Genomic DNA, 13,639 nt, shown 5'->3' on the forward strand with positions numbered 1-13,639 from the left:
TACTATTTACTATGAAGACATATTAATTTATTTTATGTGAATGATGCTTTTATATGTTGAATTGAAACCATGAGCCCTCACGCTAGAAAATTAGCTTATGATAGAATTTCTCACTGCTTTGCAGTTATGTATGCTGATTTGCAACAGCATCAAAATGTTAATGATTTGTCGCTTAATATTCATTCTGAGAATTTTTTCAGAGATGTTTTTAACAAGATTTATGGCGCTAAATTTGAAAACGCTAATTTTTCTAAACAAAACTCAGATTGCATTGATTTGATTGACATAGTGAATGAAAAGCTAGTTCAAATAACATCCACAACAACTAGTGAGAAAATTCATAAAACATTAGAAATTTTATCTAACCCGGCCTATAAAAATTATTCAATTCAAGTTTATTATCTCTTGGATAAACCTGATTTTAATTCACGGACAGTAGAAAGAGTTAACACTGAATACGGTCTTGATGTAAACGGCATTCTGGTTAGTAGAAATGATATATTAACCACGGTAAATAACCTCAAAACCGAAGATATTATATCGTTAGCAGATGAGTATTTTAATCCTACGGTCATTCAATACACTCTTGATTCAGTGCTTCAAATTGTTTGCCGCCAGTTAATAAACGATGTGGGTTATATCTCTGGAAATAACTACCTAACTGACTTGGAGTTGATGGAGCCTAAGTCCAAGGTGGAATTGAATAAAATATCCATCATGATTGGTAGTAATATTTACTCATCGTTAAAATTCACTACAATAATCGATGAGCTTGATGATAATGAACGTATAAATTTAGAGAATTTGATAGTTCATGAAATATATCGTACATACCTTATACAATTCCTAGTCATATATAAAAGTAAAAGAGAACTGAAAACCTTCTCCCTCGATGAGCTACATGCTCTTTGTGCCAAGCATTCTGTAGATCTTACCCAAGTAGTTATCAATACCCATAATCATATTAAAGACAAATTGATAATCAAAGACTATAATGCGGTTAGTATGGCATGGATAATTTTATCATATTTCTTCGAACTCTGTGATATCGGAAGGAAGGTTACAGATGATATTACCCAACAAAGTAATTAAACCTAATGAATCCTTATTGTATCTTTCATCAAGGATTCTACCAAAAGTAACTCCTGTTGGGATTGGTTTTGATGAGCTTTATGATTCGGTTAATTTGTCATTGACTCCTCGAATTGGTGTGGAGAAATTCATCTTATGTTTGAATTTCTTGTATATAATTGGAAAGTTGGAAGTGCAAAATGAAATTGTTAAAGCTAAGCTCTGACAATCCGAAATTCAATGAGATTGTTTTTCAGGATGGTTTGAATATTGTCGCGGGCATTCAAACTTCAAATATTAAAACAAAAACCTATAATGGTATTGGTAAGAGTTTTTCACTAAATCTAGTTCATTTAATGCTAGGTTCGGAGCTCAAGAAAAAAACAATAAAAGAAAAAAAGACGCATGAGTTCTTGACCAAATATGGGGCATTTGACTTATGGTTTGAACATAGAGATAAAATCTATCATGTCAAAAAAGATTTCGCTAACAACAATTATCACTTGAACGATATCAAGCTAAGTTCAAAGGAATTCAAATTAGAACTCGACCGAATATTTATTCCAATTACTGCAATAAATCAGGTGAGCTTTAGGCAAGCATTTAATTGTTTTGCGAGGCGATTTGGAGAAAAGTATTATATTGATGCACATACTCAGCAAGGGATGCCACTAACTGATTTCTATCAAAGATTCGTCAATCTTTGGCTTCTAGATTTTGGCACAGATTTAGTTATTGAAAAAAACAACATTAAGTCTGAGTTAGAAAAAACATCTAAGGCTCGCAAGGCTTTAGAGGACGCTAAAGATAAAGAGCACCTTGATAGCGTTAAGGATTTAAAAGACCTTCTTGTGAAATTAAAAACTAGTAAAGAAAGGTTTGAGATCGGCCCTCAATATGATGAATTAGAAAACTCTGCAGACACCCTTACACTGCTTCTTCATGAAAAGAGAATTTCTCTCTCTTCATTGCGCTCTCAAATTGGAAAAAGAAAGATTAGTGCAAAGAGAATTAAAAATGTTGAGATAGACTCTGGAGATATAAAAAGAATATATGAAGAAGCCAATTTTTTCTTTCCTGAATTAGTGCATGTGCGGTTTGAGAATGCAGCGAAATTTCATGAAAAATTAACTAAAAGCCGCTTAGACAGAATTAACAGCGAAGTATCTAATTTTGAAAAGGAAGCGGAAGAGATTAAGAAAGAGATTAGTAAGATTGAAAAAAATAGAGATGAAATCTTAAGTATTCTCAATGACCTCAGTGCTTTTGAGGAGTACGATTCAATTAACGAAGCAATTATAGTGGGGAATAAGCAAATTGAGAACCATGAAAAATTTACAAAAGTCATTGATGAGTTAAAAACAAAAGAATCTGACCTAACGGTTTCAAATGCTGAAGTAAATAATCTGGGCAGGCATTACGTCAACGAAAATAAGCCGAAAATTGAAGATATTGAAAATAAGTTTAGGTCTATAGTTAAAACATTTTACGCAGGTCAAGGTGGTAATCTAAAGATAGACATGTCGAAAGACGCAAAATATCTATTTGATCTTGATATTCACATTCCTCGGGATGCATCCCAAGGCGTTAATGAAGTGAAAATCTTTTGCTACGACCTGCTGCTACATAGACTGAATCCTCATCTATTTAACTTCTTGGCACATGATGGATGTATTTTTTCTGAACTAGATCCTAGGCAAAAGGCCATGATGTTCAAAAATATCATCAGCGAAATTAATAGCTCAGGCTTACAATATTTCATAAACATGGGTCAATCATCAATTGACGAAATACTGACATCTGAAATATTAGATGCTGAAGAAAAGAAAATAATAAAAAACTCCATTCGCCTGGAACTTTATGATAACAATTCTTCCTCTTGGTTATTTGGCGAGGCATTCGGGTAATACATTGAAGTTGTGGCTAGTAGAAACTGGCCACCACAATAATTTTAATAACTGAACGGATGTTCATTTAATCATATTACCCACCTTTGTTGCCGCTAGAATATTCTTACGAAAAATTTTCAGTAGCGCATTCAAAAAGGTGGGGCATGCAAAATCCAAAAATTAATGTCGTAATGCTTTCTTTCGGGATAGTGTTTTCAGCATCATCATCTAGTCCCCCTCAAAAAACAATGACTGATTTTATTCAGTTAGAGTCTGGAACGTCACAATCTCAAATTTCAGCTGTGGAATATCAGCGTTACAACTCACTAAAAAATGGATTGCGTGGTATCCAATCCCCTAATCTAGATCCCTTAAGCACTTTAGGTATTGAAGCCCGTAACGACGCCGAACGCCGCCACTACGCCGAACTCTGGGTAAAACAGGAATACGAGCGCACCGAAAAAGAGCTTAAATTCCAGCGCGAAGTTGATGCAGCCTGGAAGCGGCTAATGCCCAACATGCTACCAGTGAATATGGGCAACGCCGCAGGTATCGCGCATGATTCAGGTGGCCGACTCGCGCTGTTCGTGCGCGAAGCAGATTGCCAGCGGTGCGATGCCCGACTCTCCGCCGTTCTCGCCGATAAACGTCCCGTTGATATCTATCTTGTCGATAGTGAAGGCAGCGATCAGAAACTCCGCAACTGGGCGCAGCAACACCGCATTCCCGCCGAACAAGTCCGCGAACGACGCATCACCCTGAACCACGATGGAGGCCGCTGGATGCGCTATGGCAACGGCATCATGCCGGTTCTTCTCCAGCAGGGGGAAAGCGGATGGCATATCGCAGCGTTCTAACCGTCGCGTTGTTGCTGAGTGCCGCCAGCTCTGTGGCGTCAACCAGCATGCAAAGCGTGCCGTCGGGTTATCAGAGAGTCGCACTGCAGCACGGCGTTCCTGCAGAATCGCTTTACTCACTGGCGCTTGCTGAGTCGTCACGCAAACTGCCACACGGTACGCGCCCGTGGCCCTGGACAATCAACGTCGCGGGTAAAGGCTACCGCTATGAAAGCAGACAAGCTGCCTGGCAGGCGCTGCAACAGTTCATGAAAATCCATTCGCTCAAGAGAATCGATGTCGGCATCGCGCAGGTCAACCTTGGCTGGAATGGCCATCGCTTCAGCTCAACATGGAATGCGTTTGACCCGTATATCAACCTGAACGCTGCTGCACGCATTCTTCGCGAGTGCTGGGAACGCAGCCCCGGCAGTTGGTTGAAAGCAGCTGGCTGCTATCACCATCCGGCTGGCGGCAAACCTGCAGCACGCTATCGGCAGATTGTCAGCCAAAAGCTGGCTTCACTAACGCCTGCTCAATTTCGCCCAATCGCAACACAGGCACCCGCCAACCTCGCGAGTAACCAAACACCTTCAACCGAAATCATCTGGACAGAACCCCGGAGGCAGCAATGAATAAATTGATGCTGGCTGGCGCCATCGCCGCGTTGCCATTTCTCTCACATGCAAAACTCAACGTTATCGCTGATCTCGGCGGCCAATCAGCAGCGCCGTTCTATGAAGGCATTAACGCTGAACCTCAGCCGCAACAGCAATCAATCCAACCTGATTACAGTGAAGGTTCAGTGTTGCCAGTGGCAACACCTGAACTCACTCCCGGCATCATTGAGCCACGCGCGTTGAAGCTGCCAGGAATTGGTGCGCTGTTTCTGGTTGGCGATGATGCTCAATCGCAAGAATGGCTATCACGTAACGCTGAACTACTCAGCCGTCGTGGTGCGGTTGGGATGGTGGTTAACGTCAGCAGCTCGGCATCCTTGCAGCAGCTGCGTCAGATTGTGCCTGCTCTGCAGCTCGCACCGGTATCAGGTAGCGATCTGGCGCGCCGCCTTGAGTTGGTACATTACCCCGTGCTGATCACCGAACATTCGCTGAGCCAACAGGTTCCAGCTCAGTGATGGGATTCGTCGGATTGCATGGAATGCCCCATGCAGCGCTGATGATCCTTCCTCTGTTCTTCATCCTTTTTCTGGCCCTGCTGCGCGCTTACTGGTGCTGGCGCAATCTGCATCACTTGGCACGCAGCACGTCTGAATCCTGCCAAAAGTGAGTCACTTCTATGAGCGATCGCTATGTTATTGAAGCACTACTGCGTCCTGCAGTTGAGTTCAACACCACGCTGGTAGCCGCCACCGCCAGCTATGTCTGCGTGGCTGCTCCCTGGGCTGTCGCGCTGTCGCCATCGGTGAGTTATGTCACTGCTACCGGCTTTGCGGTGCTTGCCGCCTTACGCGCCCGTCAGGGATGTCAGGTGATCAGGTATCGCAGAAATCTGCGCCGTTTACCGCGCTATGTGATGACCAGCCGCCAGGTTCCAGTAAGCAATCACCGGCTGTTTCTGGGCAAAGGCTTTCTCTGGCAGCAAAAACACACTCAGCGCCTGCTTGATACGCGTCGGCCAGAAGTTGAAAAGTATGTGCAGCCAGCGAAGGTCTATCAGTACGCGCGCAGACTTGAGCGAGCGTGCGAACATTCTTTGCCCTGGCTGTCATCGATGATTGCAGCTGATACGCCGCTGAACCCGGTTCGCCCGCTGCCACCGGTTGGCGGCAATCCGGCGCTGCATGGTATTGAGCCGAATGAGCGCGATGTGTCTATGGATCTTCGCGAACGAGTTGGCCACACGTTAGTGGTTGGCACCACGCGCGTGGGCAAAACACGGCTGGAAGAGTTGCTGGTCACGCAGGATATCCGGCGCGGCAATATCACCATTGTCTTCGACCCCAAAGGTGATGCTGATTTGCTAAAACGCATGTGGGCTGAAGCGCACCGCGCCGGTCGTCAGGATGACTTCCACGTTTTCCATCTTGGCTGGCCAGAGATCTCAGCGCGGTATAACGCGGTTGGCCGCTTCGGGCGCGTGTCGGAAGTGGCTTCGCGCATTGCCGGTCAATTAGGCGCGGAAGGCAACAGCGCCGCATTTCGTGAGTTCGCATGGCGATTCGTTAACATCGTAACCCGCGCGCTGGTAGCGCTTGGCCAGCGGCCTGATTACTCGCTGATTCTTCGTTACGTCACAAACATCGGTGAGCTCTATCAGCGCTACGTGGAACATTTGGTTGATAAGCATCTGCCGGAGCTGCGCAGCAAAATTGAGAATGGCAGCAATGTGCTTAAGGAAAAAGATCTGCCACGCAATATGCAGGGGCAGTCAAACGCCACGCGCATTTGGGCAATGGAGCTGGCGCTGAGTTCTGAAGCCGGTAAAAAGCTCTACGATCCCATTCTGGAAGGTCTTCGCTCAGCTGTACGTTACGATCGAACCTACTTCGATAAAATCGTCGCCTCATTGCTGCCGCTACTGGAAAAACTCACCACCGGCAAAACGGCGGCGCTGCTCTCGCCTGACTATGAAGACCTCGACGATCCGCGCCCGATTTTCGACTGGCAACAGGTGATTCGCCAGCGCGGCATCGTTTATGTCGGGCTGGATGCGCTCTCTGACAGTGAAGTTGGTGCTGCCGTTGGCAATAGCATGTTTGCTGATTTGGTGAGTATCGCGGGGCATATCTATAAGCACGGAATTAACGATGGCCTGCCAGAGAATGGCGACGGCAAGCTGCCGATTAGCCTGCACTGCGATGAGTTCAATGAACTGATGGGCGATGAGTTCATTCCACTTATTAACAAAGGCGGCGGCGCGGGCATCGAGGTGACGGCGTACACCCAAACGATTTCTGACATCGAGGCGCGTATTGGCAGTAGCGCCAAAGCCGCGCAGGTCACGGGCAACTTCAACACGCTGATCATGCTGCGCGTGCGTGAGAACCGCACCGCCGAGCTGCTCACTAGCCAGTTGCCTGAAGTAGATGTGTATTCCAAGACACTGGTTTCTGGGTACACCGATATCACAAACCAAGAACAAGGCACTGATTTCACCTCGAACACGCAGGACCGCGTGAGCATGGTGAAAACGCCGATGCTCACTCCAGCTGACATCATTAATCTGCCTAAAGGTCAGGCGTTCGCGCTGCTGGAAGGCGGCCAGCTGTGGAAGATTCGCATGCCGCTGCCCGCTGCTGATAAATCCGATTTAATGCCGGAAAGCCTGCAGAAGATCGCTGCTGAGATGCGCCGCAATTACCGCACTAGTGAAGCCTGGTGGTCTGGCGCTGCAGGCGCAGAACCGCCGGGAGGTGAATGATGCCACCACCAAACACAACGGTACCGCCAGCACGTGTTCAGCAGCCTAAAGAACATGGCTTTCTGTTTAATCTGCTATGGGGATGGCCGTGGAAGCTGATCGGCATGCTACTGGCTTCGCTGTTTTTTAGCCTGGTAATGGAGTACATCGGCATTGCATTCTTCTGGCCAGAGCAAGGTGCGGCTCATAGCCAGCAGGTGATGCAGATCGAGAGCGGCTATCTCTCAACTGAGTTCACACGTAGCCTGCTGCTGTCACAGCCCACGGTAACGGTCACTGCCTGGGTAACACAGGTTTATCAGTGGCTGGTTGTCGATAGTGGTTTGCAGGGATGGCTCGCACAGCAAAATCAGGCAATGGAAAGCGGCGGGAATGCCGTTGCTGCCGGATTGAGTGCCGGTAGCCGCTGGCTGGCATCGGCATTGCAGGAATATTTGCTGGCTACAGTGTATGTCGCTGTGGTGACGCTGATTCGAGTGACGATTCTGATGTTGTCCATACCGCTGTTTCTGATGGTGGTGCTGGTTGCGGTGGTTGATGGTCTGGGGCGGCGAGATTTACGGCGCTATGGGGCGGCATATGAATCCAGCTTTGTTTATCACCACGCCAAACGCTTCGTTAAACCCGCGTTCTATGTACCCTGCATGGTGTATCTGTCATGGCCATCGGCTGTTTACCCAAATCTGCTTTTGCTACCTGCCGCGCTGATGCTGGGCATGGCGCTGGCGGTGCTAACAGCTTCATTCAAGAAGTATTTGTAAGCTGGACGACAGCGTGCAAAGCTCGACTTTGTGCGCTGTCGTCAGCAGGCAAGCCGCGAAAGCGGTGCGGCAGACTAATTTATGAAATCTAAAGTAAAGTGGAAATTATGGAAGATAAAACCTTCGCTTCAAATATTTTGTTGAAACCCATTAACTTTTTCATTCAGTATAAAATATTATTATCAGTGATAGTCCCCTTATCTTATTTTATGTTTTTCGGTTTATTTTTTGGTAGAGTTGATTTTTTTGATTTTATTTTTAAAGATGTGACCTTGCTGATATTAATAACGGCTTTTGCAATATTAATTGCACTGGTGTCAATCGGATTATTTTCGGCGAGTTGTGCGATGCTAGTTGGGGGGATTCCAATACCTAAATATGATTCCAGTGTATTGTATTCCAGGAAGGGGATAGCCAACATTCCAACTGTATCTTTAGCTATAAATTTATTATTCTATCAAGCTATTTTTCTAGAAAAAGAATTTGGAATGCTATCTGGTTATCTATCATGTTTTTTATTACTATTAGCTCTTATCTTCGTAAGTACATATTTTTCGTTAAAAAGAACTTTAAGATATTGTGAGGCGTGGGTTTGCTATACAAAGATTAAAAAAGTCGAGGATAAAAAACCCTTAAAATGGGGAGCTACTGTTATCAGCGCCAAAGCAGCTTTCTTTTTACTATTTACTCTTGTCATAATGCATGATTACTATGAATCATGGAGTTGGTCAGTTTACATAACTTTTATCATCCTGATAATTTGTCTTCATATACCTGCTACTGCCACCTTTGCGTTACAAACAAGAAATCAAACTAAAAAAGAACGTGTTCAGGCTTTCTTTTTTTCAGTCATGGTGTCATTTATAATAATTGTATATATTTTCCCAAGTCTCATCGCCAAAGTGATACCTGTGGCAATTAACTTTTCAGGTAGAGGCGACTGGAATGTCAGTGAATATTCCATTGATGTCGAAAAGTTTCCTAAAAGCTATCTAAGTTCGACGTACTGGGGAAACAACGGTCTAAAGAAAAGTGGTGAAACAATCAAAGTGAAAGCTATTATGCTTTTGAAAGCTAATGACCGCGTAATTCTTTGCCCACAACAAATAAAATCACCACTTGATAAATCCTTTGAGGTTGGTTTTATATGGAGAGACACATCATTGAAAATTGCAGCCAGTAAGAAAGTTAAAGAGATTGTCGCAAGCTGTCCATCCTTAAAATATTCTGATTTACAGAAAACAATAAATATTTGACTGAGAAAATTATTAATACATTTTAATAACTGGATAGACAAAGCACCTTAAGCTTTTAACCATTTAAGGTGCAGAAATGAGTAATTTAAAATCTAACCTACAGATAGCACTGCCTTTTCTTTTGTTTGGTGCATTGTCTTTTTCCGCCGCAGCGTCAGAACTCGACGAACTAGCAACCACCCAACGCCTACTAGACCAAGTCCAGCTCTCCCTCGACCGCGCCCGCACCGTAGCTACGCAGTCCGATCCCAATAACCGCCGCCGTTATCTGTTCGACTACAAGAAAGCCAACGAAGACCTTAACACCATGCGTGCTGGCATCGACCGCTACACGCAGCCTTCGCGTGCGCAGCCGCTGGATTACGGCAAGGTCAGTGGCGGTTACACGCGAGGCCGTCCGCTATGGCGATGACTGCGGCGCAGATCAACGCGTTTAAAACGGCATCCGGCAACATCGATATTAGCGTTCTGTATCTGGTGTCCGTTGGGCTACTACTGTGCGTGCTGTTTCTCTGGGCAGCGTGGGCGGCGGTGGATGTCTGGCATGGCTGGGCAAATACCAAAGTCAGGGATGCCGCACTTGCCCGATTTGTTATCCGTTCTGTGGCTTTACTGATCGTCTGCATCTGGATGTTCGCCAGTTAACGCAGACATTTTCGAAGTGCCTTTATCCGTCAAAGAGGAATGTTTCATGAAATCAAAGTTTGTTCGCTTGTCTCGCTTTAAAGACCGCCAGGTCATGCGTCTGGGCTCCGGGCTGATTCTTGCCTGGCTGTCCTGCAAACCGGCACTGGCCGACCTGCCATCCGTTGAAGCACCGGAATCCAGCGGCGGCACAGGATTGATGGGCCAGATCAAAGGCTATGCGCAGGACTTCATTGTCTTCGCCGGTCTGCTGGTCTGTGCGGTGGCATTTATCAACGTCGCAACCAGCGCGGTGCATACATTCGTTGAAGTGCGTAACGAGCGCGCCACCTGGACCAAGTTTGGCTCCATCGTCGCAACGGGTGTTGTGCTGCTGGTCGCGACTATCTGGCTGCTCGGTCAGTCTGCTGAAATCATTCTGTAAGGGGATAAGCATGCAGACCATCCGTTTCCTGCCCGATCGACTGAATGCCGAACCTGTCGTGTTTCGCGGTTTCACCACGCCGGAATTGGGGCTGGCGGCATTGATTGGATTAGCGGTTGGAGGCGTGGTGTGTCTGCCGTTTTTTCCACTGGTTGGCTGGGTCATCATCCCGACCGGGATGCTGCTCATGCCGCTGCTACTCATTGCGTTTGGCGGGCGCTGGATGGCCCGCCTTAAACGCGGCAAGCCAGAAAACTACATCTGGCAGCGGCTGGAGGAGAAGAAGCGCCGGATGGGCTACGGCGATCGCTCTCTCATCATCAGCTCACACAGCTGGTCTCTGCGCCGTACACCGAAGGGAGCCGGAAAATGAGCCAGTTCCGCAATGCCATTCAACGCAGCGATCAGCACATCAAATCGCTGCGCATCGCCTGCGCTTTCCTCATTTTGTTGGTGCTAATCACGTCATCCGGTTGGATGCTCGCGCCACGCAGCATGACCATTCATAACCCGCCAGATTTACGCACCGGCAGCACGCGCCCCTGGTGGGAAGTGCCGCCATCATCGGTTTACGCCTTTGCCTTCTATATCTTCCAGCAGCTTAATGCCTGGCCGAAAAATGGTGAGGTGGATTATCCCGCCAAAATTCGCGCGCTGTCGCCGTACCTGACACCGGGCTGTAAAGACTTTCTGGAACGAGATGCCACCGAGCGTACCAACCGCAACGAGCTGATTGACCGCGTGCGCGTGGTGTACGAAATCCCCGAGCGCGGCTACAGCACCAAAAGCGTCACAGTTCGCGATCGTGACAACTGGGTCGCGCGACTGGATTTAGTGGCCGACGAGTATTTCCATACTGAGCCGGTTAAGCGCGCGATGGTGCGCTACCCGATGAAGGTCACGCGCTGGAATGGCGATCCCGAAACCAATCAGTTTGGTCTGGCGCTGGATTGCTACGACGGCGTGCCGCAGCGTCTGGAGGCCGCACCACCTGAACCTAAGCCTGAGCACAAGGGGATGTTTTGATGAATACGCTCACCAGATTGCATGTTGCCTGCAGGCTGATGTTCGCAGTGTTGCCAGTGGCAACACTTACGCCGAATCCGGTTCAGGCAGTTGAATTGATGAAGTGGGAGCGCATCCCGCTGCAGGTCACTCTAAAGGTTGGCCAGGAGCGCGTGGTATTCGTCGATAAAAACGTTCGTGTCGGTATTGCGCCTGCGCTAAAGGGCAAACTGCGCGTGCAGAGCACGGGCGGCGCAGTTTACCTGAAAGCGAACGAAGCGTTTTCCCAGACCCGAGTCCAGCTGCAGGATGTGGAGAACGGCGAGATCATCATGCTCGATGTCACCGCAGGCGCGAAAGGTTCAGCCGAACCGGTAAAGCTGGTTTATGAAGCTGGCGACAGCGAGGCCGATGCCAGTCCTGAGCAAGCTGCAGCCGCCAAAGAAGAGAAGAAAGTCAGCTATTCCGCGCCGCTGCCGGTGCTGCTCACGCGTTACGCGTCGCAGCGATTGTATGCACCATTGCGCACGGTTGAGCCAGTTCCCGGCGTGCGTTCGCTGCCGCTGCATCTACCCAGCCGCATTACCACGCTTTACCCCGCTGAGCCGTTAGAGATCCAGCCTATCGCCGCATGGGCGGTGCAAAGTCAGAACGTGGTGGCGTTTCGCGTGCGCAACATGACCAGTCGTAAAATCGTTCTCGATCCCCGCTCGCTGCAGGGCAAGTTTGTCTCCGCCACTTTCCAGCACCGTTTCCTCGGTTTAGTCGGCACGCCTGAAGACACCACCATGCTTTATCTGGTGATGGATTCGCGTCCCGAAAACGCACTGATTCCTGAAGCGAAGGTGAGCCGCAAAGCGCGAGGTAAACACCATGCAGATTAAATCGAACACGCTGGTCAAAGTGTTGGTGCCGGTCTTCCTGCTCGCGGGCGTCGCGGTGGGCATGAAAAGTTGCAGCATCAAAAACGAGACGGAAAAAACCAGCGCCACGCCAGAAAAGCCCAAAGCGCTGGCCGATCTGACGCCTGCAGAGCTCAAAGCGCTGGGCGTCGAGGGCGATACGCCGGAAGACACGCTGCGCACGCTGGTTGGCACACTGAAAACCATTCGCGGTAAACAGGAAACGTTGGACCGCCAGAACCTCAACCTGGTGAAAGAGAACGACCGCCTGCGCACGCGTAATCAGAACGTTGCTGGCCAGGTTAATGAAGCCGTGGCGAATTACCAGAAACTCGCCGAAGACCGCCGCCAGCAGCTGCAACAGGAACAGCAAACCCTGACCAGCAAAGTACAGGAGCTGAGCAACCAGCTGGCCAAGCGCATGGCGTCTGATAAGCAGGATCAGAACAACAGCGATATTCCACTGGGGCTCGGTTTGGATGATGTTGCCAGTGGCAACACTAACGATGGCGTGATGTGGGTTTCACCCAGCGACCAGCGCAGCGGCGGCACGGACGCGGGTTCAGCTCCCGCCGACGGCAAAGCGGCAATTGGTGGATTCCCGACATCGTTCCTCGGCGATAACGCGCTGAGTAAGAGTAAAAGCAATTACGAGCAGAAGGTGAAAGGCTACTCCAACAGCCAGAAAGAAGAGGAAAGCACCGAGCCGGTTTATACGCTGCCGGAAAACTCCACACTGATTGGCAGCAAAGGCATGACCGCGCTGCTGGGTCGCGTGCCGATTAATGGCACCGTCACCGATCCTTATCCGTTCAAAGTGCTGATTGGCCGCGACAACCTGACGGCCAACGGCATCGAGCTGCCCGACGTGGAAGGCGCGATTGTCTCCGGCACCGCGTCAGGCGACTGGACGCTTTCCTGCGTGCGCGGTCAGGTGAACTCGATCACTTTCGTCTTCAGCGATGGCCGGGTGCGGACGCTGCCGCGCCCGGATAACAACGGTAAGAGCAACGGCCAGGATGGTGGCAAAAAGCAGGACGGCGGCATTGGCTGGATCTCGGATGAGGCCGGTATTCCCTGTATCAGCGGCACGCGTAAATCCAACGCATCAACTTACCTGCCAACCCTCTTCGCACTTTCCGGCGCTGCCGCTGCCGGTGAAGCGCTCAACGAAAATCAGCGTACAGGGCAAACCAACGCTTACGGCGGCGTGACCTCCACGCTCACCGGTGATGCCGGACAGGCCGCGATGGGCAAAGCGATTGCCGGTGGCGTCGGTGATGTTTCCGAATGGGTGAAACAGCGTTATGGCCAGACCTTCGATGCAGTGTATGTGCCACCCGGCGCGAATCTGGCCGTTCACATCACGCAGCAGCTGGCGATCGATTACGAAGATAAAGGCCGCAAGGTGCGTTACGACTTCAGCGTGCCGGGTAATTCCGCGCGCATCGGACTGGACTAAGGGG

16 protein-coding genes are annotated in these 13,639 nt (G+C 48.8%); all 16 read left to right on the plus strand.

All coding sequences use genetic code 11. The annotated features are described in order from the left end of the window. Window positions 1–69 precede the first annotated feature (69 nt). The 16 genes from AC6I8I_RS15935 to AC6I8I_RS16010 all read left to right on the plus strand — a co-directional run bounded on the left by AC6I8I_RS15935 (window position 70) and on the right by AC6I8I_RS16010 (window position 13,635). Window positions 70–1,092: an SMEK domain-containing protein gene (locus AC6I8I_RS15935; protein WP_497817952.1), complete on the plus strand. Its 1,023-nt coding sequence runs from the start codon at window positions 70–72 to the stop codon at window positions 1,090–1,092. After that, window positions 1,067–1,297 carry an ABC-three component system middle component 6 gene (locus AC6I8I_RS15940; RefSeq protein WP_497817953.1) on the plus strand — a complete coding sequence of 77 codons (231 nt, stop codon included), beginning with the start codon at window positions 1,067–1,069 and terminating at the stop codon, window positions 1,295–1,297. The genes AC6I8I_RS15935 and AC6I8I_RS15940 overlap by 26 nt, the downstream gene beginning before the upstream one ends. Next, window positions 1,272–2,978, plus strand: a complete 1,707-nt coding sequence (locus tag AC6I8I_RS15945; protein ID WP_497817954.1) for a DUF2326 domain-containing protein — start codon at window positions 1,272–1,274, stop codon at window positions 2,976–2,978. The genes AC6I8I_RS15940 and AC6I8I_RS15945 overlap by 26 nt, the downstream gene beginning before the upstream one ends. A gap of 230 nt (window positions 2,979–3,208) precedes the next feature. Next, a complete protein-coding gene (locus tag AC6I8I_RS15950; RefSeq protein WP_497818929.1) occupies window positions 3,209–3,817 on the plus strand; it encodes a TIGR03759 family integrating conjugative element protein in 609 nt (202 codons plus the stop codon). Beyond that, window positions 3,796–4,431, plus strand: coding sequence for a transglycosylase SLT domain-containing protein (locus tag AC6I8I_RS15955; RefSeq protein ID WP_497817955.1), 636 nt, complete (start codon window positions 3,796–3,798; stop codon window positions 4,429–4,431). Before AC6I8I_RS15950 ends, AC6I8I_RS15955 begins: the two co-directional genes overlap by 22 nt. Then, on the plus strand, window positions 4,428–4,934 hold the full coding sequence (locus AC6I8I_RS15960; RefSeq protein WP_497828064.1) for an integrating conjugative element protein: 507 nt from the start codon (window positions 4,428–4,430) through the stop codon (window positions 4,932–4,934). The genes AC6I8I_RS15955 and AC6I8I_RS15960 overlap by 4 nt, the downstream gene beginning before the upstream one ends. Window positions 4,935–5,095: 161 nt before the next feature. Then, complete coding sequence (traD, locus tag AC6I8I_RS15965) at window positions 5,096–7,180, plus strand: type IV conjugative transfer system coupling protein TraD (protein ID WP_497817957.1); 2,085 nt, start codon at window positions 5,096–5,098, stop codon at window positions 7,178–7,180. Next, window positions 7,180–7,941, plus strand: a complete 762-nt coding sequence (locus tag AC6I8I_RS15970; protein ID WP_497818930.1) for a TIGR03747 family integrating conjugative element membrane protein — start codon at window positions 7,180–7,182, stop codon at window positions 7,939–7,941. The genes traD and AC6I8I_RS15970 overlap by 1 nt, the downstream gene beginning before the upstream one ends. A 107-nt stretch (window positions 7,942–8,048) precedes the next feature. Beyond that, window positions 8,049–9,197 carry a hypothetical protein gene (locus AC6I8I_RS15975; RefSeq protein ID WP_497817958.1) on the plus strand — a complete coding sequence of 383 codons (1,149 nt, stop codon included), beginning with the start codon at window positions 8,049–8,051 and terminating at the stop codon, window positions 9,195–9,197. Between the two features lie 76 nt (window positions 9,198–9,273). Then, window positions 9,274–9,609: an integrative conjugative element protein, RAQPRD family gene (locus tag AC6I8I_RS15980; protein ID WP_497817959.1), complete on the plus strand. Its 336-nt coding sequence runs from the start codon at window positions 9,274–9,276 to the stop codon at window positions 9,607–9,609. Continuing rightward, window positions 9,600–9,842 carry a TIGR03758 family integrating conjugative element protein gene (locus AC6I8I_RS15985; RefSeq protein ID WP_008107119.1) on the plus strand — a complete coding sequence of 81 codons (243 nt, stop codon included), beginning with the start codon at window positions 9,600–9,602 and terminating at the stop codon, window positions 9,840–9,842. Before AC6I8I_RS15980 ends, AC6I8I_RS15985 begins: the two co-directional genes overlap by 10 nt. Window positions 9,843–9,888: 46 nt before the next feature. After that, the gene (locus tag AC6I8I_RS15990) at window positions 9,889–10,266 is read left to right on the plus strand and encodes a TIGR03745 family integrating conjugative element membrane protein (protein WP_175501691.1); all 378 of its coding nucleotides are present in this window, start codon (window positions 9,889–9,891) and stop codon (window positions 10,264–10,266) included. A gap of 10 nt (window positions 10,267–10,276) precedes the next feature. Beyond that, window positions 10,277–10,639: a TIGR03750 family conjugal transfer protein gene (locus AC6I8I_RS15995; protein ID WP_034892368.1), complete on the plus strand. Its 363-nt coding sequence runs from the start codon at window positions 10,277–10,279 to the stop codon at window positions 10,637–10,639. Then, window positions 10,636–11,292 carry a PFL_4703 family integrating conjugative element protein gene (locus AC6I8I_RS16000; protein WP_497817960.1) on the plus strand — a complete coding sequence of 219 codons (657 nt, stop codon included), beginning with the start codon at window positions 10,636–10,638 and terminating at the stop codon, window positions 11,290–11,292. The genes AC6I8I_RS15995 and AC6I8I_RS16000 overlap by 4 nt, the downstream gene beginning before the upstream one ends. Next, a complete protein-coding gene (locus tag AC6I8I_RS16005; protein ID WP_497817961.1) occupies window positions 11,292–12,155 on the plus strand; it encodes a TIGR03749 family integrating conjugative element protein in 864 nt (287 codons plus the stop codon). Before AC6I8I_RS16000 ends, AC6I8I_RS16005 begins: the two co-directional genes overlap by 1 nt. Further along, the gene (locus AC6I8I_RS16010; RefSeq protein ID WP_497817962.1) at window positions 12,145–13,635 is read left to right on the plus strand and encodes a TIGR03752 family integrating conjugative element protein; all 1,491 of its coding nucleotides are present in this window, start codon (window positions 12,145–12,147) and stop codon (window positions 13,633–13,635) included. The genes AC6I8I_RS16005 and AC6I8I_RS16010 overlap by 11 nt, the downstream gene beginning before the upstream one ends. The last annotated feature ends 4 nt before the right edge of the window (window positions 13,636–13,639 follow it).

The sequence above is a fragment of the Pantoea sp. X-Soil-YNGN-775 genome, assembly GCF_059730575.1.

Coding starts and splice junctions, on each gene's coding strand:
- AC6I8I_RS15935 (WP_497817952.1), top strand. CDS start 70: ATGAGCCCTCACGCTAGAAAATTAGCTTATGATAGAATTTCTCACTGC.
- AC6I8I_RS15975 (WP_497817958.1), top strand. CDS start 8,049: ATGGAAGATAAAACCTTCGCTTCAAATATTTTGTTGAAACCCATTAAC.
- AC6I8I_RS15985 (WP_008107119.1), top strand. CDS start 9,600: ATGGCGATGACTGCGGCGCAGATCAACGCGTTTAAAACGGCATCCGGC.
- AC6I8I_RS15990 (WP_175501691.1), top strand. CDS start 9,889: ATGAAATCAAAGTTTGTTCGCTTGTCTCGCTTTAAAGACCGCCAGGTC.
- traD (WP_497817957.1), top strand. CDS start 5,096: ATGAGCGATCGCTATGTTATTGAAGCACTACTGCGTCCTGCAGTTGAG.
- AC6I8I_RS16010 (WP_497817962.1), top strand. CDS start 12,145: ATGCAGATTAAATCGAACACGCTGGTCAAAGTGTTGGTGCCGGTCTTC.
- AC6I8I_RS15970 (WP_497818930.1), top strand. CDS start 7,180: ATGCCACCACCAAACACAACGGTACCGCCAGCACGTGTTCAGCAGCCT.
- AC6I8I_RS15940 (WP_497817953.1), top strand. CDS start 1,067: ATGATATTACCCAACAAAGTAATTAAACCTAATGAATCCTTATTGTAT.
- AC6I8I_RS15980 (WP_497817959.1), top strand. CDS start 9,274: ATGAGTAATTTAAAATCTAACCTACAGATAGCACTGCCTTTTCTTTTG.
- AC6I8I_RS15960 (WP_497828064.1), top strand. CDS start 4,428: ATGAATAAATTGATGCTGGCTGGCGCCATCGCCGCGTTGCCATTTCTC.
- AC6I8I_RS15995 (WP_034892368.1), top strand. CDS start 10,277: ATGCAGACCATCCGTTTCCTGCCCGATCGACTGAATGCCGAACCTGTC.
- AC6I8I_RS15955 (WP_497817955.1), top strand. CDS start 3,796: ATGGCATATCGCAGCGTTCTAACCGTCGCGTTGTTGCTGAGTGCCGCC.
- AC6I8I_RS16000 (WP_497817960.1), top strand. CDS start 10,636: ATGAGCCAGTTCCGCAATGCCATTCAACGCAGCGATCAGCACATCAAA.
- AC6I8I_RS16005 (WP_497817961.1), top strand. CDS start 11,292: ATGAATACGCTCACCAGATTGCATGTTGCCTGCAGGCTGATGTTCGCA.
- AC6I8I_RS15945 (WP_497817954.1), top strand. CDS start 1,272: ATGAAATTGTTAAAGCTAAGCTCTGACAATCCGAAATTCAATGAGATT.
- AC6I8I_RS15950 (WP_497818929.1), top strand. CDS start 3,209: ATGACTGATTTTATTCAGTTAGAGTCTGGAACGTCACAATCTCAAATT.